This window comes from Microlunatus kandeliicorticis, from assembly GCF_014137855.1.
GTDB classification, from domain to species: domain Bacteria; phylum Actinomycetota; class Actinomycetes; order Propionibacteriales; family Propionibacteriaceae; genus Microlunatus; species Microlunatus kandeliicorticis.
In genome coordinates this window covers 24,959-43,802 of sequence record NZ_JACGWT010000005.1, presented here as the reverse complement: position 1 = coordinate 43,802, position 18,844 = coordinate 24,959, and the positions used below count along the sequence as shown (strand labels likewise).

15 protein-coding genes are annotated in these 18,844 nt (G+C 71.8%); 9 read left to right on the top strand and 6 right to left on the bottom strand.

Annotated elements, in window-relative coordinates:
* Positions 1 to 15: 15 nt before the first annotated feature.
* The gene (locus FHX74_RS14885; RefSeq protein WP_328823846.1) at positions 16 to 630 is read right to left on the bottom strand and encodes a flavin reductase family protein; all 615 of its coding nucleotides are present in this window, start codon (positions 628 to 630) and stop codon (positions 16 to 18) included.
* A 107-nt stretch (positions 631 to 737) separates the two neighbouring features.
* On the opposite strand from FHX74_RS14885, the gene FHX74_RS14880 reads away from it, so the two are divergent.
* The 7 genes from FHX74_RS14880 to FHX74_RS14850 all read left to right on the top strand — a co-directional run bounded on the left by FHX74_RS14880 (position 738) and on the right by FHX74_RS14850 (position 7,928).
* Complete coding sequence (locus FHX74_RS14880) at positions 738 to 1,490, top strand: inositol monophosphatase family protein (RefSeq protein WP_328823845.1); 753 nt, start codon at positions 738 to 740, stop codon at positions 1,488 to 1,490.
* A gap of 216 nt (positions 1,491 to 1,706) precedes the next feature.
* Positions 1,707 to 2,798: an ABC transporter permease gene (locus FHX74_RS14875; RefSeq protein WP_182560998.1), complete on the top strand. Its 1,092-nt coding sequence runs from the start codon at positions 1,707 to 1,709 to the stop codon at positions 2,796 to 2,798.
* On the top strand, positions 2,798 to 3,712 hold the full coding sequence (locus tag FHX74_RS14870; protein WP_182560997.1) for an ABC transporter permease: 915 nt from the start codon (positions 2,798 to 2,800) through the stop codon (positions 3,710 to 3,712). Before FHX74_RS14875 ends, FHX74_RS14870 begins: the two co-directional genes overlap by 1 nt.
* Positions 3,712 to 4,800, top strand: coding sequence for an ABC transporter ATP-binding protein (locus FHX74_RS14865; RefSeq protein WP_220484043.1), 1,089 nt, complete (start codon positions 3,712 to 3,714; stop codon positions 4,798 to 4,800). The genes FHX74_RS14870 and FHX74_RS14865 overlap by 1 nt, the downstream gene beginning before the upstream one ends.
* Entirely contained in the window at positions 4,793 to 5,863 is a 1,071-nt protein-coding gene (locus tag FHX74_RS14860) for an ABC transporter ATP-binding protein (RefSeq protein ID WP_182560996.1), read from the top strand. The genes FHX74_RS14865 and FHX74_RS14860 overlap by 8 nt, the downstream gene beginning before the upstream one ends.
* Positions 5,860 to 6,066 (top strand): hypothetical protein, encoded by a 207-nt coding sequence (locus FHX74_RS14855; protein WP_182560995.1) that lies wholly within the window; start codon positions 5,860 to 5,862, stop codon positions 6,064 to 6,066. Before FHX74_RS14860 ends, FHX74_RS14855 begins: the two co-directional genes overlap by 4 nt.
* On the top strand, positions 6,063 to 7,928 hold the full coding sequence (locus tag FHX74_RS14850) for an ABC transporter substrate-binding protein (protein WP_328823844.1): 1,866 nt from the start codon (positions 6,063 to 6,065) through the stop codon (positions 7,926 to 7,928). Before FHX74_RS14855 ends, FHX74_RS14850 begins: the two co-directional genes overlap by 4 nt.
* A 706-nt stretch (positions 7,929 to 8,634) precedes the next feature.
* Here the strand turns inward: FHX74_RS14850 and FHX74_RS14845 are convergent.
* Positions 8,635 to 11,100 (bottom strand): DNA gyrase/topoisomerase IV subunit A, encoded by a 2,466-nt coding sequence (locus FHX74_RS14845; RefSeq protein ID WP_182560994.1) that lies wholly within the window; start codon positions 11,098 to 11,100, stop codon positions 8,635 to 8,637.
* Positions 11,101 to 11,139: 39 nt separating this feature from the next.
* Here FHX74_RS14845 and FHX74_RS14840 point away from each other — a divergent pair, with 39 nt between their 5' ends.
* Positions 11,140 to 11,961 (top strand): PhzF family phenazine biosynthesis protein, encoded by an 822-nt coding sequence (locus tag FHX74_RS14840; protein WP_182560993.1) that lies wholly within the window; start codon positions 11,140 to 11,142, stop codon positions 11,959 to 11,961.
* Positions 11,962 to 11,991: 30 nt separating this feature from the next.
* Here the strand turns inward: FHX74_RS14840 and FHX74_RS14835 are convergent, their stop codons facing one another.
* Together FHX74_RS14835 and FHX74_RS14830 are read right to left on the bottom strand one after the other, a co-directional pair.
* Positions 11,992 to 12,894 carry a CHAD domain-containing protein gene (locus tag FHX74_RS14835; RefSeq protein WP_182560992.1) on the bottom strand — a complete coding sequence of 301 codons (903 nt, stop codon included), beginning with the start codon at positions 12,892 to 12,894 and terminating at the stop codon, positions 11,992 to 11,994.
* A gap of 75 nt (positions 12,895 to 12,969) precedes the next feature.
* On the bottom strand, positions 12,970 to 14,742 hold the full coding sequence (locus FHX74_RS14830) for an AMP-binding protein (protein ID WP_182560991.1): 1,773 nt from the start codon (positions 14,740 to 14,742) through the stop codon (positions 12,970 to 12,972).
* 159 nt (positions 14,743 to 14,901) lie between these two features.
* On the opposite strand from FHX74_RS14830, the gene FHX74_RS14825 reads away from it, so the two are divergent.
* Positions 14,902 to 15,417, top strand: coding sequence for a DUF1707 SHOCT-like domain-containing protein (locus FHX74_RS14825; protein WP_182560990.1), 516 nt, complete (start codon positions 14,902 to 14,904; stop codon positions 15,415 to 15,417).
* A gap of 24 nt (positions 15,418 to 15,441) precedes the next feature.
* Here FHX74_RS14825 and FHX74_RS14820 read toward each other — a convergent pair whose 3' ends face one another.
* Positions 15,442 to 17,154, bottom strand: coding sequence for a glycerol-3-phosphate dehydrogenase/oxidase (locus tag FHX74_RS14820; RefSeq protein ID WP_182560989.1), 1,713 nt, complete (start codon positions 17,152 to 17,154; stop codon positions 15,442 to 15,444).
* A 105-nt stretch (positions 17,155 to 17,259) separates the two neighbouring features.
* The gene (gene glpK, locus FHX74_RS14815) at positions 17,260 to 18,777 is read right to left on the bottom strand and encodes a glycerol kinase GlpK (protein WP_182560988.1); all 1,518 of its coding nucleotides are present in this window, start codon (positions 18,775 to 18,777) and stop codon (positions 17,260 to 17,262) included.
* Positions 18,778 to 18,844 lie beyond the last annotated feature (67 nt).

Sequence of the window (18,844 nt, the reverse complement as noted above, 5' to 3'; positions counted from 1 at the left end):
CGACGGCGCCGGCGATCAGGCCGGGCGGTCGAGGTCGAACCGGTTCTGCTCGTGGATCGCGTAGTAGGCGCTCGGCCCGCCGCCCCGGACCACCGGCGTCGGCTCGGTGGTCTGGTAGACCCCGTCGCTCAGGTAGCGCTCGTCGATGTGCACGCCGACCACCTCGCCGAGCGTCAGCCAGCTCTCGGTCGGGGTGCCGTCGGCGGCGGTCAGCCGGATCACCTGGCTCAGCCGGCACTCGAAGCTGACCGGCGCGCCGGCCACCCTGTCGGCGGCGACCTCGGTGCCGGGCACCGGCTCGAGCCCGGCCAGAGCGAACTCGTCGACGTCCGGGTCGACCGCGGCCGAGGTGGCGTTCATCGCCTCGGCCTGCTCGAGGCTCACCAGGTTCCAGGTGAACACCCCGGTCGCCTCGGCGTTGGCCACCGAGTTCTTGTAGCCGTTCGAAGAGAACCCCACGATCGGCGGGGTGTAGTTGAAGGCGTTGAAGAAGCTGTACGGCGCCAGGTTGCGGACGCCGTCGGCGGACCGGGTCGCGATCCAGCCGATCGGACGCGGCGCGACGATCGCGTTGAACGGGTCGTGCGCGAGACGGTGGCCCTCGGCCGGACGGTAGAAGTGATCACCCACGGCCACAGCAGACCACGGCGGACAAGGCCCCGCCCCGCCGGTCCGCCCCGACGGTCCGCCCCGACGGTCCGCCCCGCCGCCCCGGTCGCGGCGGCTAGGGTGCCGCCGTGACGTCATCCGACCTGGAGCTGGCGGGCTCGCTGGTCCGCGAGGCCGGCGAGCTGGCCGCCCGGATGCGGGCGCAGGGCGTCCGCACCGACCGGAAGACCTCGGTCTCCGACGTGGTCACCGACGCGGACCGGGCGGCCGAGGAGCTGGTCACCCGCCGGCTCGGGACCGAGCGTCCCGACGACGGGCTGGTCGGCGAGGAGGGCGCCCGGCGCGCGGGGGACCGGACCTGGTTCGTCGACCCCGTGGACGGCACCTACAACTTCGTCTCCGGGCTGCCGATCTGGTGCTCCGCGGTCGCGCTGGCCCGGGGTGACACCCCGCTGCTGGGCGCGGTCTACCAGCCCTCGACCGGCGAGCTGTGGCTCGGCGGCGAGGACGACCCGACCACGCTGGACGGCGAGCCGGTGGCTCCGCTCGTCGACCGGCCGCTGGCCGAGGTGTCGCTGGCCAGCTATCTGCACCCCACCCGGCTCGACGACGACCGGCGGCTGCCGGTGCTGTCGGTGATCGCCGGTGCGGCGACCGTCCGGGTGCTCGGCTCGGGCTCGGTCGAGCTGGCCAGCGTGGCCGGCGGTCGGCTCGGCGCGTTCCTCCAGGCCAACGCCCTGCCGTGGGACTGGCTGCCGGGTGCCGCACTGGTGCGGGCCGCCGGCGGGCGGGCCGAGGTGGTCGAGCACCGCGGCCAGCGCTGGCACGTCGCGGGCAGTCCGCGGACCGTCGACGACATCCTCGCCGCGCTGCACGTCTGAGCGCAGGTCCGATCTCTGCAACCGCCTGCGGGAGCGCGGGCGGCGCGGTAGCTTGCCCGATCACGGAGCGGCCGGGGTGCCGACACGCCTTGTTGTGAGCCGATCGAGACCCACAGGCATCTGTTCGATATCGGTAACGCGTTTGAAGTGACCTAGACCAATTTGGCGTTGTACGCTCCGACCACTTCGGCTCGAGGATCCAACCCGAGGAGGGTGATGGCGGTAGCAAATCCGGAGGTTTCCGGGGTCCGCGCGCCGGCGACGAACGGTGTCGGCAAGGCGTTGGTCAAGGTCTGGCGCAACTACGCGCTGCGACGCGTGCTCCGGGCGATCTTCGTGATCTGGGTGGTCGCGACGGCGGTGTTCTTCCTGGTCCGGCTGCTCCCGGGCAACCCGGTCCAGGTCTACATCAACAGCCAGATCGCCCAGTACGGCGTCTCCTACGAGGACGCGGCGGCTTCCGCCCGCTCCTACTTCAGCTTCGACCCGACCACCCCGCTGATCGTCCAGTACCTGCAGTACCTGCTGGGTCTGTTGCACGGGGACCTCGGGATCTCGATCGCCACCCGCGGGGTGCCGGTCATCGACGTGATCGGCCGCTACCTGCCCTGGACCCTGTTCAGCGTCGGCATCGGCATGATCATCTCGATCGTCGTCGGCCTGCTGCTCGGGATGGTGATGGCCTACCGCCGCGGCGGCGTGATCGACCACGGCGTGACCGCGGTCGGCAGCATCCTGCACGCGATCCCGAACTACATCATGGCGATCATGATCGTGGTGATCCTCGGCGCCGAGCTGGGGATCTACGACGTGGGCGCGGCCCGCGGCACGATCACCTCGGGGGTGGAGCCGAGCTTCAGCCTGAGCTTCTTCTCCGACGTGATGTACCACGCGCAGATGCCGATCCTCACCTACGTGCTGACCACGGCCGGCACCTGGGCGCTGGTGATGAAGTCCTCGACCACCCAGGTGCTCGAGGAGGACTACGTGATGGTGGCCCGGGCCCGCGGGCTCGGGGACAACCGGATCCGCGGCGCCTACGTCGGGCGCAACGCGGTGCTGCCGCTGGTCGCCCAGATCGCCACCCAGGCCGGGTTCGTGGTCGGCGGGGCGATCTTCGTCGAGCAGACCTTCCAGTACACCGGCATCGGCGCCTCGCTCTACGCGGCGCTGCAGACCCGCGACTACACCGTGCTGCAGGGGATCCTGCTGATCCTCACCGCCTCGGTGGTCTTCGCCAACCTGATCGCCGACCTGATCTACAGCGTGCTCGACCCGAGGATCCGGGTCGGGGAGGGGGAGGCCTGATGGCCGACGCGATCGCCGCCCTGGGCGGCACCGTGCCGGGAGCCCCGGCCGACGCGGGCGCCGCCCGCAGCCGCGGGCAGGGCGTCTTCGCCCAGCTCACCCGCAGCCCGTCCGGGTTCGCCGGACTGATCCTGGTGGTGCTGATCGTCGGGATGTCGGTGCTCGGCCCGCTGGTCGTCTCGCCGCCGGTCTCCGACGTCAACCTGGCCTGGAACGGCCCGAGCGGCGCCCACTGGCTGGGCACCAACGGCAGCGGCCAGGACGTGCTCAAGCTGATCGTCCGCGGTGGCCAGGTGGTGATCTTCGTCGGCTTCGGTGCCGCCGCCCTCACCACGGTGATCGCGGTGGCCATCGGCGCGCTGGCCGCCTACTTCCGCGGCCGGTTCGACGCGATCATGCTGCAGATCACCGACATCGTCATGACGGTGCCGCAGATCGTCCTGCTCGCGGTCATGGGCGCGTTCTTCCAGCTGGACTCCCCGGTCGCGCTGGCCGCGCTGCTCGGCTTCCTGACCTGGCCGGTGCTGATGCGCTCGATCCGGGCCCAGGTGCTCTCGCTCAAGGAGCGCGAGTTCGTCGAGGCGGCCCGGCTGCTCAACCTCGGCACCTGGCGGATCGTGTTCGTCGAGATCGTGCCGAACATGGCCAGCTACATCCTGATCAACTTCATCATCGCCGTGACCAACGCGATCTACGCGCTGGCCGGTCTCTACCTGCTCGGCCTGGCCCCGATGTCGGGCAGCAACTGGGGGATCATGATCAACGACGCCTGGACGTCCGGCGCCATGTTCAACCCGCTCGCGGTGCTCTACATCCTCGCCCCCGTGGCGATGATCGTGCTGCTCAACCTCGGCCTGATCATGCTCAGCCGCTCGCTCGAGGAGATCATCAACCCCCGTCTGCGGGACAGCTGATGGCGGCCCCGGCGATGTCGACGACGCACGCGTCGAGCCCGGCGTCCGAGACGCCGATCCTCTCGGTCCGCGACCTGGTGGTGCGCTACCGCACCAGCAACAAGGGCCACGTGGACGCGGTCCGCGGGGTCAGCTTCGACCTCTACCCGAACCAGTCGCTGGCCCTGGTCGGCGAGTCCGGGTGCGGCAAGACCACCCTCGGGCTCGGTCTGCTGCGGCTGCTGCCGCGGCTGGGCAGCGTGCCCAGCGGGTCGATCGACTACACCGACGGCCAGGGCAAGCACGTCGACGTCCTCAAGCTCAACCGGCAGGCGCTGCGGCGCTGGCGCTGGGAGGAGGGCGCGATGGTGTTCCAGGGGGCGATGAACGCCTTCAACCCGGTGCTCAAGATCGGCGAGCAGATGGGGGACACCATCAAGGCGCACGCCGACGGGCGCAAGCCGAGCCAGCAGGAGATCACCGACCGGAGCAGCGAGATGCTCCGCGGCGTCCGGCTGGAGCCCAAGCGGGTGCTCGACAGCTACCCGCACGAGCTGTCCGGCGGCATGCGGCAGCGCATCCTGATCGCCATGGCGCTGCTGCTCGACCCGCGGCTGCTGGTGCTGGACGAGCCGACCACCGCGCTGGACATCCTCACCCAGCGGGCGATCGTCGACGTGCTGGCCGAGCTCCGCGCCGAGCGCGGGTTCGCGATGATCTTCATCACCCACGACCTGTCGCTGGCCGCCGAGCTGGCCGACCGGGTCGCCACCATGTACGCCGGCCGGATCATCGAGACCGGGAGCGTCCGCGACATCTTCAACGACGCGCACCACCCGTACACCGCGGGTCTGATCAACGCGGTGCCGCCGGTCCGCGGCGAGCTGCCGACGCTGGCCTCGATCCCCGGTTCGCCGCCCTCGCTGGCCAAGCTGCCCACCGGGTGCGCGTTCCGGGACCGCTGCCAGTACGCGGTCGACGCCTGCGCGACCACCGACCCGCCGCTCGACCTGATCGAGGAGCGGCCGCTGGGTCTCAGCCACACCGCGGCCTGCCTGCGCTGGCAGGACGTGCACAGCAGCCGGGAGGTGGTGGGCGCCGATGTTTGAGCACACCGAGCACGACGCGAAGAGCTCGCACGCGCTGATGGAGATCAGCGACGTCTCGAAGATCTTCACCACCAAGCACGCCACGCTGCCCGCCGTCGACGGGGTGAACCTGACCGTCAACGCCGGCGAGGTGCTCTGCCTGGTGGGGGAGTCCGGCTGCGGCAAGACCACCACCGCCCGGATGGCGGCCGGGTTGTCCAAGCCGACCGCCGGGACGATCTCCTACGACGGCCAGGACATCTGGAGCCTCGACAAGGCGGGGTTCGGGAACTTCCGGACCGCCGTCCAGTACGTCCACCAGGACCCGTACGCCTCGCTCAACCCGATCCGCACCGTCGAGGCGACGCTGACCGCGCCGCTGCGCAAGCACGGGCTGGCCAAGAACGGCAAGGAGGCCTGGGAGCAGGCCACCCAGCTGCTCCGCCGGGTCAACCTCACCCCGCCGGAGAACTACCTGTCGAAGTTCCCGCACCAGCTCTCCGGCGGCCAGCGGCAGCGGGTCGCGGTGGCGCGGGCGCTGTCGCTGGACCCCAAGCTGATCATCGCCGACGAGTCGACCTCGATGCTCGACGTGTCGATCCGGGTGGCCATGCTCAACATGCTGGGCTCGCTGCGCGACGACCTCGGCGTCGGCTTCCTGTTCATCACCCACGACCTGGCCATCGCCAAGTACTTCGGCTGGCAGGGCCGGACCGCGGTGATGTACCTGGGCAAGGTGGTCGAGTACGGCCCGACCCCCGAGGTGATCAACAACCCGCAGCACCCCTACACCCGGGCGCTGTTGGACGCCGTCCCCGAGCCCGACCCCGACGCGGCGGCCCGCAAGCTCGAGGGCGGGGGGTTGAAGAGCGCGGAGATCCCGAGCCTGGCCAACCTGCCGAGCGGCTGCAGCTTCCACCCCCGGTGCCCGATCGCCGAGGACGGGCTCTGCGACGTGAAGGAGCCCGCGCTGGCGCCGGTGGCCCGGCGCAGCGTCTCCTGCCACGTCGTCCAACGCGAGGACGGGCACCCGGGTGACCGGATCCGCCCGCCCGAACCGGCCGGGGCCACGAGCACCTCGTGATCGTCGCCCTCGGCAAGACCGCGATGACCGGCGGCAGCCTGCTGACCGGCATGTCGCTGCTGTGTCTCCTGATCGTCCGTCCCGGCACGGCCCAGTTCGTGCTGACCATCGCCAGCCTGGCGATGGGACTCGTCCTGATCGGACTCGCCATAGTCATGGTCCGGTGCGGTGTGCGCCCGACCCGAAGCAAGGAGGATTCGTGACCGAACCAACCCCGGGACCCGTCCCGACCCCCACCCCGATCACCCGGCGCAGCCTGCTGCAGCTGGTGGGTCTGTCCACGGTCGGCGTCGCCGGTGTCGGCGCGGTCGCCGCCGGCTGCTCGCCGGCCGCTCCGTCGAACAGCGGTGGCAACGGTGGCAACGGTGGCGGTGGGGGGACCGCCCAGTTCAACGGCGGCTGGCCCTACCTGCAGTCGCCGCAGGGCAACTACAACGTCGCGGGCAACCCCTACGTGGGCATCCCGAACGCCATCCTCGGCGGCGGCATCTACATCGACCTGCTCTGCCCGCCGACCGGCTACTACCACTGGAAGGAGGGGACGTGGGAGCTGTTCCTGGCCGACAGCTACAGCCTGGACAAGGCCAGCAACACCTACACCGTCAAGGTCAAGAGCGGGCTCAAGTGGAGCGACGGCTCGGCACTGACCGCCAAGGACTACGTCACCACCTTTTGGGTGCAGCGGATCCTCAACTCGCCGCTGTGGGACTACATCAGCGAGGTGTCGGCGCCCGACGACACCACCTTCACCATGAAGATGAACCAGCCGGCGATGGTGGTCGAGCGCTACCTGCTGCGCAGCACGATCATCCCGACCTCGGTCTACGGTGACTACGCCGACAAGGCGCAGAAGATCACCGGCGACTTCGCCAACTCCAGCGAGGCCAAGTCGCTCAACCAGGACCTGGTCAAGTTCGCGCCCAAGGAGTACGTGGTCAGCGGGCCGTTCCAGATCGAGTACAGCACGATCAACAACACCCAGCTGACCCTGGTCAAGAACTCGACCGGCTACGCGGCCAACACGGTGAAGTTCGACAAGATCCTGCTCTACAACGGCGAGACCCCTGCGGTCACCCCGCTGGTGCTGAGCAAGGACCTCGACTACGGCACCTACGGGTTCCCGGTGGCCTCGACCAAGCAGTTCGAGGCGATCGGCTACCAGACCATGAAGCCGCCGACGTACTCCGGCCCGGCCATGCTGTTCAACTTCGCGAAGCTCAGCGAGTTCGGCAACGCGAAGGCGCGGCAGGGCATCGCCTGCGCGATCAACCGGGCGCAGAACGGCACCGCCTCGCTCGGCCCGTCGGGCATCGGGGCCAAGTACATGTGCGGGTTCTCCGACAACCTGGTCGACAACTGGCTCAGTGCCGACGTCAAGGGCAAGCTCGACACCTACGACTACGACACGAACAAGGCCGCGCAGCTGCTGACCGAGGCCGGCTGGAAGAAGAACGGGTCGAGCTGGCAGACCCCGAGCGGCAAGACGGCCAGCTACCAGCTGGAGTACCCGTCGGACTACGCCGACTGGAGCGCCTGCGCCAAGGACATCGCCGACCAGCTCACCAACTTCGGCATCAAGATCGAACTCCGCGGCGTGGTCTCCACCCAGGAGCCGATCGACGTGGCCAAGGGCAACTTCGAGCTGGCCATCCAGGGCTGGGGCAACTCGACCCAGCCGTACCCGTACTTCAGCTTCGTCCAGGCGTTCCTGACGAACAACTACCCGATCACCCAGAACCAGGGTGGCAAGGGCATGGACTTCCAGCTGAAGACCAACACCTCGGGCTTCGGCGAGGTCGACATCCAGAAGCTGATCACCGCCTCGGGCAGCGGTCTGGACGAGAACGCCGTCAAGGCGAACGTGGAGAAGCTGGCGCAGGTCTTCAACGAGCTGCTCCCGCTGCTCCCGATGTTCGAGCGCTACGGCAACTGCCCCGCGCTCAACGGCAAGCGGGTCAAGGAGTTCCCGCCGGCCAGCGACCCGATCGCGCTGAACTCGCTCTACGGCGACAACAACGTCATCCTCTGGATGATGAACGGCAAGCTCGAGCCGGTCAGCGGCTAGTCTGCAGCTGCGAAGCGCCTCGCCGATCCGGTTCCCCGGGTCGGTGGGGCGTTTCGTCTTTCCGTGCCCTAAGCCTGTCGAAGGGCGCGTAAGGGGCTTCGACAGGCTCAGCCGGCGTCCGAGGGTGCCCTGAGCTTGTCGAAGGGCGGGTGGGCGGCTTCGACAGGCTCAGCCGACGTCGCAACGGTGCCCTGAGCTCGTCGAAGGGCGGGTGGGCGGCTTCGACAGGCTCAGCCGACGTCGCAACGGTGCCCTGAGCTTGTCGATGGGCAGATGAGCGTCTTCCACAGGCTCAGCCGGCGGCCGAACGTGCCCTGAGCTCGTCGAAGGGCAGGTTGGCGGGCTTCGACAGGCTCAGCCGGCAGCCGAACGTGCCCTGAGCCTGTCGAAGGGCGGGTGCGGGGCTTCGACAGGCTCGGCCGACGTCGCAACGGTGCCCTGAGCTTGTCGAAGGGCAGATGGGCTGGGGCTTCGACAGGCTCAGCCGGCGGCCGAATGTGCCCTGAGCTTGTCGAAGGGCAGGTGGCGGACTTCGACGGGCTCAGCCGACGTCGCAACGGTGCCCTGAGCCTGTCGAAGGGCAGGTGGGGGCTTCGACAGGCTCAGCCGATGTCCGAACGTGCCCTGAGCCTGTCGAAGGGCAGGTGCGCGGCTTCGACAGGCTCAGCCGACGTCCGAACGCGCCCTGAGCCTGTCGAAGGGCGGCTCAGCCCGCGCTGGCCACCGCGGCGATCGGCTGGCTGCCGGGCACGCCGGACCCGTCGCGCCGGTGGTCGAGCTCGGGGAGCTCGACCGGGGCGCCGCTGGCGGCGGCCGCCCGGGCGGGCAGCGGCCCGGCCCAGGCCACCAGCAGCACGTCCTCGCCCTTGAGGAAGCGGTGGCAGCGGACCCCGCCGGTGGCCCGGCCCTTGCCCGGGTAGTCGGCGAGGTCGGTCATCTTGACGCTGCCGGCGTCGGTGCCGGGCAGGGCGCGGCTGCTCCCGGCCACGGTCACCACCGCGCCGGGCCGGTCGGCCGGCACGGCCCCGAAGAACACCACCGCGGCCCCGTCGGCCAGCTTGATCCCGGCCATCCCGCCGCCGCCGCGGCCCTGCGGGCGCACCACCGAGGCCGGGAAGTGCAGCAGCTGGGCGTCGTTGCTGATCAGCACCAGCTCGGCGCGGTCGCCGCCGTGCGCGGCGTCGAGCTCGACCGCGCCGACCACCTCGTCGCCGTCGTCGAGCCGGATCACCTCCCAGCTGTCCTTGGCCAGCAGCTCGGGGTTGACCCGCTTGACCACGCCGCGCCGGGTCCCGAGCGCGAGCCCGGGGGAGTCGGGAGCCAGCGTGGTCAGCCCGAGCACCCGCTCGCCGCCGTCGACCGCGAGCAGCTCGCTGACGTGCGCCCCGCCCTGCAGGTTCGGGGCGGCCGCGGTCACCGGGACGGTGGGCAGATCGAGCGCGGACGCCCGGATCAGCCGCCCGGCCGAGGTGAGCACGCCGAACTCGCCGCGGGCGGTGGTGGCGATCCGGCTGACGACCACGTCGTGGTTGGCCCGCTGGTCGGCCGTCTCCGCCCCCGGCAGCGGGTCGGCGGTCTCGGTCCGGGCCAGCAGCCCGGCCGAGGAGAGCAGCACCCAGCACGGGTCGTCGGCCACCTCGAGCGGGGCCGCCGCCGCGGTCACGCCGGTGGAGGCCAGCAGGATGGTCCGGCGCGGGGTGCCGTGCTGCTTGGCGACCTCGGCCAGCTCGTTGCCGACCAGCAGCCGCAGCTGCGCCGGGTCCTCGATGATCGAGGTCAGCTCGGCGATCCGGTCGCGCAGCTCGTCGCGCTCGGTCTCCAGCTCGATGCTGCTGTAGCGGGTCAGCCGCCGCAGCTGCATGTCGAGGATGTAGTTCGCCTGTACCTCGGTCAGGTCGAAGACCTCGATCAGCCGGGTCCGCGCCGCGGCCGCGTCCTCGGAGGAGCGGATGATCGCGATCACGTCGTCGATGTCGACGATGGCCAGCAGCAGCCCCTCGACGAGGTGCAGCCGGTTGGCGGCCCGGTCGCGCTCGAAGGTCGTCCGGCGGAGCACCACCTCCAGCCGGTGCGCGAGGTAGACCTCCATCAGCTCCTTGAGGGTCAGCGTCCGCGGCTGGCCCTCGACCAGGGCGACCGCGTTGATCGCGAAGCTGTCCTCGAGCTTGGTCAACCGGTAGAGCTGCTCGAGCAGCGCGTCCGGGTTGAACCCGTTCTTCACCTCGACCACCAGCCGGGTGCCGTGGGCCAGGTCGGTGAGGTCCTTGAGGTCGGCGATGCCCTGCAGCTTCTTGGCCTTGACCGCCGCCGAGATCTGCTCGACCACCTTCTCCGGGCCGATCCCGTAGGGCAGCTCGGTGATCACGATCCCCTTGCGCCGCGGCGAGGTCTGCTCGACCCGGGCGGTCGCCCTGATCTTGAAGGTGCCCTTGCCGGTCTGGTAGGCCTCGCGGATCCCGTCCAGCCCGATGATCTTGCCGCCGGTCGGCAGGTCCGGGCCGGGGACGAACCGCATCAGGTCGTCGACGCTCGCGTCCGGGTGCCGGAGCAGGTGCCGGAGGGCCTGCACCACCTCGATCAGGTTGTGCGGCGGGCAGTTGGTGGCCATGCCGACCGCGATCCCGCTGGTGCCGTTGACGAGCAGGTTGGGGAACGCGGCCGGCAGCACCGCCGGCTGGGTCTCCTTGCCGTCGTAGCTGGGGACGAAGTCGACGCTGTTCTGGTCGAGCCCGTCGGTCATGGCCAGCGCCGAGGGCGCCATCCGGCACTCGGTGTAGCGCATCGCCGCCGGGCCGGCGTCGGGCGAGCCGAAGTTGCCGTGCCCGTCGACGAGCGGCAGCCGCATGGTCCAGGACTGCGTGGTGCGGACCAGCGCGTCGTAGATCGCGCCGTCGCCGTGCGGGTGCAGCTTGCCCATCACCTCACCGACCACCCGGGCGCACTTGACGTGGCCCCGGGTGGGCAGCAGCCCCATGTCGCGCATCGAGTAGAGGATCCGTCGCTGCACCGGCTTGAGCCCGTCGCGGGCGTCGGGCAGCGCCCGGCTGTAGATGACCGAGTAGGCGTACTCGAGGAAGCTGTTCTGCATCTCGTTGCGGACGTCGACGTCGAGGATCCGCTCCGCCGGCTCCTCGGTCGGCTCGTCGGTCGGCGTACGGGGTGCTCGGGCCATACCGGCATTCTGTCAGCGGGGCGTGACAGGGTGACGGACATGCGTTTCAGCCAGGTGGACGTGTTCTCCGCCGAGTTCACCCGGGGCAACCCGGTCGCCGTCGTCCACGACGCGGAGGGCCTCGACGACGAGCGGATGGCCGCCTTCGCCGCCTGGACCAACCTCAGCGAGACCACCTTCCTGCTGCCGCCGACCGACCCGGGCGCCGACTACCGGCTGCGGATCTTCACCACCGCCCGCGAGCTCCCGTTCGCCGGGCACCCCACCCTCGGGTCGGCCCGGGCCTGGCTCGAGGCCGGCGGCGCGCCGCGGGCCGACGACGTGCTGGTCCAGCAGTGCGGCGCCGGGCTGGTGCGGATCCGCCGCGACGGCGACCGGCTGGCCTTCGCCGCGCCGCCGCTGCTCCGCGGCGGGCCGGTCGATCCGGAACCGCTGGCCACGCTGGTCCGCGAGCTCGGGCTGCGCCCGGACCAGGTGGTCGATGCCGCCTGGGCCGACAACGGTCCGGGCTGGGTGGCGCTGCTGCTCAGCGACGCGGCCACGGTGCTCGACGTCGACCCGCCGCCGCTGCCGGTGGCTGGGTTCGGTGACATCGGGCTGGTCGGTCCGCACCCGCCGGGCGGCGAGGTCGGCTGGGAGCTGCGGGCCTTCTTCCCCGGCGGGGAGGACCCGGTGACCGGCAGCCTCAACGCCGCAGTCGCGCAGTGGCTGATCGGCTCCGGCCGGGCGCCCGACGACTACGTCGCGGCCCAGGGGACTGCGATCGGCCGCCGCGGGCGGATCCACCTGCACCACGACGGCACCGACGTCTGGGTCGGCGGCGACACCGTGGTGGGGATCACCGGCACCGTCGCCCTTTGAGGGCGCGGCGACGGACGGCGGCACCGACGCTCAGCCGCGGTCGGCGAACCGGCGCATGCCGTCGGTCTCGGCGCGCTGCTCGAGCGCCGCGACCGCCCCGAAGCTGAACACGTTCCGCCCGGCCCGGTTGCCCAGCCGCCGCCCGAGGTCGGCCAGGTAGGCGACGGTGACCACCGCGTCCTGGAGCAGCCCGAGCTCGTCCTGCAGCTGCTTGCGGGCGACCAGCAAGGCCTCGGTCTTCGCCCCGAGGACCGGCTGGGCCAGCTCGGCGGCGTACCGGTGCCGCTTGGCGGTCTTCCGGGCCTGGTGCAGCAGGTGGGCCGCCTCCGGGTCGTCGGCCCGGACCGCGGTGACCGCGGTGGCCACCCGGCCGGTGAGCTTGCGGTCGGCGGCCTTGACCCGGCTGCGCAGGTCGACCTTCCTGGCCTTGCGCGCCCACGGCGGCCTCTCGCGCCAGCCGGTCAGCATCGAGCGCAGCCCGGCGTACCGCTCGGTCTCCAGGACGCCGGCCAGCGCCCCCAGGTGCGCGGCGCGACGTTCGGTGAGGTCCGCCTCGAGCCGTGCCTCGGGGTCGCCGACGCGCAGCGCGGGCGGCAGCGCGGCCAGGCCGGCCCGGACCCGTTCGTCGATCACGTCGAGGTCGCGCAGCGCGCCGAGGCTCTCGGCGTACCAGCCGGCCTCCTCGAGCAGCAGGGTCCGCTCGGGCTCGGTGAAGGCGGCGGCGAAGACCCGCAGCGTGCTGCGGAGCCGACGCAGGGCGACCCGGGTGTCGTGCACCAGCTCGACCACCACGGCCGGCTCGGTCGGTCGTCCCGCCGCCCGGGCCTCGGCGGCCGCGGTGATCGGGACCTCGGCGTCGAGCACCGCGGTGCACTGGGCGGCGAGGTAGGCACCGATCAGGACGCGCGGGTCGGGGGACTTCTTCGGGCTCATGATCACCGTTCGGTCGGTCGGCAGGGTCCACCGCCGGAGCGGGTCCTCGACCGTACCCAACCCGGGTGAACGACCTCAGAAGCTGAAGTCGCTGTCGCGGAACTCGCCGTCCGGCCGGTCGCTCGCCGCCTCGTCGGCCCCGGACGACCCGGCCCTCGCCTGCTCGGCCCGGCGCAGCTCGACCCGCCGGATCTTGCCGCTGATCGTCTTCGGCAGCTCGCCGAACGCGAGGCGGCGGACCCGCTTGTACGGTGCCAGGTGCTCGCGGGCGTAGCCGAGGATCTGCCGGGCGGTGTCGGCGTCGGCCGCCCAGCCGGCGGCCAGCACCACGTAGGCCTTGGGCACGGCCAACCGCACCGGGTCCGGTGCGGGAACCACCGCCGCCTCGGCCACCGCCGGGTGCTCGATCAGCACCGACTCCAGCTCGAACGGGCTGATCCGGTAGTCGCTGGCCTTGAACACGTCGTCGGACCGGCCGACGTAGGTCAGGTAGCCGTCGGCGTCGCGGCCGACCACGTCGCCGGTGTGGTAGACGTCGCCGGCGAAGGCGGCGGCGTTGAGCTCGTCGTCGAACGACTCCGAGTCGCTCTTGTAGCCGGCCATCAGCGACAGCGGCCGCGGGTCCAGCCGCAGGCACAGCTCACCCTCGTCGTCGCGGTGCTCGCCGCTCGCCGGGTCGACCAGCACCGGCGCGAACCCGGGCAGCGGCCGGCCCATCGAACCGAGCTTGATCGGGCTCCCGGGCGGGTTGCCGACCTGGGCCGAGGTCTCGGTCTGCCCGTAGCCGTCGCGGATGGTGAGGCCCCAGGCGCGCTGCACCTGGTCGATCACCTCCGGGTTGAGCGGCTCACCGGCCGACAGGCACTCGCGCAGCGAGGTGCGCGCGGCGGCGAGGTCGGTCTGCACCAGCATCCGCCAGACCGTCGGCGGCGCGCAGAAGGTGGTGGCCTCGCAGCGCTCGAGGACCGCGAGCAGCCCGGCCGGGTCGAACCGGGCGTAGTTGTAGACCAGCACGGTGGCGCCGGCGAGCCAGGGGGTGAAGAAGTTGCTCCAGGCGTGCTTGGCCCAGCCGGGCGAGGAGATGTTGCAGTGCACGTCGCCGGGCTGCAGCCCCATCCAGTAGAGGGTGGCCAGGTGCCCGATCGGGTAGGACACGTGGCTGTGCTGCACCAGCTTCGGCTGGGCGGTGGTGCCCGAGGTGAAGTAGAGCAGCATCGGGTCCTCGGCACGGGTACAGCCGGGGAAGTGCGGGTCGTGCGCCGGGTCGACGCGCACCTCGGCGTAGTCGAGCCAGCCGTCCGGTGCCGGCGCCCCGGTCCCGCCGCCGTCGACCGCGACCTTGCCGTGCGGCGGCTCGATCCCGGCGAACTTGGCCGCGTCGGCGGTGTCGGCGACCAGCATCGAGGCGTGCCCGCGGCGGACCCGGTCGGCCAGGTCGGCGGGGGAGAGCTGCGGCGTGGCGGGGATGACGACCGCGCCGATCCGGATCGCCGCCAGCATCACCTCCCACAGACCCACGGTGTTGCCCAGCACCAGCAGCAGCCGGTCACCCCGGCGCAGCCCGTGGTCGTGGAGCCAGTGCGCGGCCGCCACCGACCGGTCCCGGAGCTCGGTGAAGGTCAGCCGGCGCTCGCGGCTCACCGTGTCCTCCGTCCCGGGCGGGGCGGCGTCGATCACCCACAGCGCGGTCTGGTGGCCGCGCTCCTCGGCCAGCCCGTCGAACCAGTCGGTGGCGAAGTTGTAGATCGCCGGCGTCGGCCAGCTGAACCCGGCGTATGCGGTGTCGTAGTCCTCGCGGTGCAGCACCAGGAAGTCGCGAGCGGCCCGGACCTGCGCGTGCAAAGGCATGGTCGGCACGTTAGTGCAGCGCCTCCCGGCCCGCAGCAGACGGCAGCAGCACCGCAGGCGGCTCGTCACCGGAGGTCTTACCCCGGGCCGATGCCGGTGCGTCGGCCGGCAGACCGCGGGCCGATGCGGGACCGGCGGCGGCGCGGCAGAGTCGGCGGGGTGACGACGACCGGGCCGTTCGGCCTTCCCCCGTGGCAGCGTCCCGATCCCCGCCAGCGGGTCGGTGATCTCGAACGGAGCGCGGTGGCCGACGCGCTCGGCGCGCACTACGCCGCCGGGCGGCTCGACCCCGACGACTTCGACCACCGCGCCGGCCAGGCGCTCCGGGCGGTCAGCCGTCGCGACCTCGACGTGCTGCTGGCCGACCTGCCGCCGCTGCCGCCGGTGCCGCCCACCCCGACCGCCCACCCGCCGGTGCCGTGGCGCGGTGCCGACGTGCTGGCGATCCTGATCATGATCAGCTGTCTCGGACTGGCCGCGGTGCTGCTGCTCGGGCTGTCGGTGGCGGGGGCGGCGGAGTACGCGGTGCTCGGGCTGGTCGGTGGGTCGGTGGCGGCCGTCGGGGGAGCGGCCGGTTACCACACCCTCCGGCGTTCGTGGGAGGTCGCGCGCGAGCGCGACCGCCGGCAGCTGCGGCCGGACGCCCGCCCGGACCGGCCGAGCTGGCCCGCCTGACGCTGCGCTGGCGGTCCGGGGCGGTCAGGCCGGGATGCCGGTGCGGACGTCCGGGGCGCCGAGCCGGGCGGCGTCGGCGGTCCGGTCGTCGGGCATGGTCTGCGACTCGCGCTCGGCGGCCACCCGGGCCCGGTAGTGCTCCACCTCGCGCTCGACGTCGGCCTCGGACCAGCCCAGCACCGGGGCGACCAGCGCGGCCACCTCGGCGGCCGCCGCCTCGCCACGGTCCCAGGTCTCGATGGAGATCCGGGTGCGCCGGGCCAGCACGTCGTCGAGGTGCAGCGCCCCCTCGTGCGAGGCGGCGTAGACCGCCTCGACCCGCAGGTACTCCGGCGCCGACGCCAACGGCTCGCGCAGCTCCGGGCGCTCCTCGATCATGGTCAGCAGCTCGGGAAGCAGGGTCCCGTAGCGGCCGAGCAGGTGCTCGATCCGGGCGGTGCTGAGCCCGGTGCGCTCGGCGGTCAGCTCGCGGCTGTTCCAGGCGGCGGCGTACCCGTCGGCGCCGAGCAGCGGGACGTCCTCGGTGATCGAGCCCGGCACCTTGCGGTTGAGGTTGTGCACCACCGCGTCGACGGCGTCCTTGGCCATCACCCGGTAGGTCGTGTACTTGCCGCCGGCGATCATGGTCAGCCCGTCGACCGGGGAGGCGACGGCGTGCTCGCGGGACAGCTTCGAGGTCGACTCGTCCTCGCCGGCCAGGAGGGGGCGCAGCCCGGCGTAGACGCCGACGACGTCGGCCCGGGTCAGCGGGTCGGCGAGCAGGGCGTTGACGTGGTCGAGGACGTAGTCGATGTCGGCCTGGCTGGCCGCCGGGTGGGCCAGGTCGAGGTGCCAGTCGGTGTCGGTGGTGCCGATCAGCCAGTGGCTGCCCCACGGGATGACGAACAGCAGGCTCTTCTCGGTCCGGGTGATGATCCCGGTCTTGGAGTTGATCCGGTTCCGCGGCACCACCAGGTGGATGCCCTTGCTGGCCCGGACCTTGAACTGCCCGCGGCCGCCGACCATCTCCTGGATCTCGTCGATCCAGACCCCGGCGCAGTTGATCGTCTGCCTGGCCCGGATCTCGAAGTCGGTGCCGTCCTCGAGGTCGCGGACCCGGACACCGGCCACGTGGTCGGCCTCGCGGAGGAAGCCGGTGACCCGGGTGCTGGAGGCGACGATCGCGCCGTAGTGCGCCGCGGTGCGGGCCAGGAACAGGGTGTGCCGGGCGTCGTCGACCTGGCCCTCGTAGAACCGGATCGAGCCGGTCAGCGCGCCGCGCTTGGCCGAGGGGAAGCTGGCGTAGGTCTTGGCCTTGCCCAGGTGCCGCAGGTGCGAGGGGACGCCGCGGCCGGCGCCCATCACGTCGTAGACGGTGATGCCGAGCCCGGCGTAACCGCGGTCGATGGCCGGCTTCTGCAGCGGGAAGATGAACGGCACCGGCCGGGCCAGGTGCGGGCAGAGCTTCTCCAGGGCGAGCTTGCGCTCCTTGAGCGCCTCGAAGACCAGGTGGAAGTTGAGCTGCTCGAGATAGCGCAGCCCGCCGTGGAACAGCTTGCTCGACCGGCTGGAGGTGCCGGCCGCGTAGTCGCGGGCCTCGACCAGCCCGACCTTGAGCCCGCGGGTCACCGCGTCGAGGGCGGCTCCGGCCCCGGTCACCCCGGCGCCGATCACCAGCACGTCGAGCTCCTCGGTGGCCAGCCGCCGGAGCGCCTCGGCGCGGGTCTGCGGGTTGAGCGGAGAGGTGAGCGTGGCCATGCCGCCATTCTGCCCGGCCCGCACCACCGCCCCGAATCCCGCCGACGTCGCCGCCCGTCCGGGGTCGCCGCCGTTCGACGTCGGGTCGGCCGCGGGGCGGTGGAGTCAGTCCAGGTCGACCCAGTCGAGGGTGCGCTCGACGGCCTTCTTCCACCGGGTGTGACCTGTCCGGCGCTGCTCGTCGGTCCAGGTGGGGGACCAGCGGGTGTCCTCGTGCCAGTTCTCGCGGAGCTCGGAGACGTCGGACCAGAAGCCGGTGGCCAGCCCGGCCGCGTAGGCCGCGCCGAGCGCGGTGGTCTCGGAGACCTCCGGACGCACCACGTCGACACCGAGCACGTCGGACTGGATCTGCATGCAGAGGCTGTTCGCGGTCACCCCGCCGTCGACCTTGAGCACGTCGAGGTGGACGCCCGAATCGGCCTCCATCGCCTCGACGACGTCTTTGCTCTGGTAGCAGATCGCCTCGAGGGTGGCCCGGGCGATGTGGCCGCGGTGGTTGAAACGGCTCAGCCCGGCGATCACGCCGCGGGCGTCGGAGCGCCAGTAGGGCGCGAACAGCCCGGAGAACGCCGGCACGAAGTAGACGCCGCCGTTGTCCTTGACCCCGGCGGCCAGCCGCTCGCTGTCCGCGGCGTCCGCGATGATCCTCAGCTGGTCGCGCAGCCACTGGATCGCCGAGCCGGTGACCGCGATCGAGCCCTCGAGCGCATAGACCGGCTTGGCATCACCGAACTGGTAGCAGACCGTCGAGAGCAGCCCGTTCCTGCTGCGCACCAGCTCCTCGCCGGTGTTCATCAGCAGGAAGTTGCCGGTGCCGTAGGTGTTCTTGGCCTCGCCGGCCTCGAGACACACCTGGCCGACCATCGCCGCGTGCTGGTCACCCAGGGCACCGGCGATCGGCACCGCGCCGCCGAGCGGGCCGTCGTCGCTGGTGGTGCCGTAGAGGTTCGGGTCCGAGGACGGCCGGATCTCGGGGAGCATCTGCCGCGGGATGTCGAAGAAGCCCAGCAGCTCGTCGTCCCAGTCGAGCGTGGTCAGGTTCATCAGCATGGTGCGGCTGGCGTTGGTGACGTCGGTGATGTGGACGCCGCCGCGCGGCCCGCCGGTCAGGTTCCACAGCAGCCAGCAGTCGGTGGTGCCGAAGATCGCCTCGCCGGACTCGGCCGCGGCGCGGACCCCGTCGACGTTCTCGAGGATCCACTGCAGCTTGCCGGCGGCGAAGTAGGTGGCCGGGGGGATGCCGGCCTTCTGCCGGATCACCTCGCCGTGGCCCTCGCGCTCGAGCCGGGCGGCGATCCGGTCGGTGCGGGTGTCCTGCCAGACGATCGCGTTGTAGTAGGGACGCCCGGTGCGCCGGTTCCAGACCAGCGTGGTCTCGCGCTGGTTGGTGATCCCGAGGGCGGCGATGTCGGACGGGGCGATCCGGGCCCGGTTGACCGCGGTCTGCAGCACCGAGACGCTGCGCTCCCAGATCTCCACCGGGTTGTGCTCGACCCAGCCGCGTTCGGGGAGGATCTGCTCGTGCTCGAGCTGGTGCCGGGACACCTCGGTCCCGGAGCGGTCGAAGAGCATGCACCGGGTGCTGGTGGTGCCCTGGTCGATCGCGGCGACGACGTCGGCCATCTGCCTCTCCTGCCCCTCTCGGCGGGAGCCCTGGTCGGGCCCGACCCGTCGGCGCCGACGGGTTGCA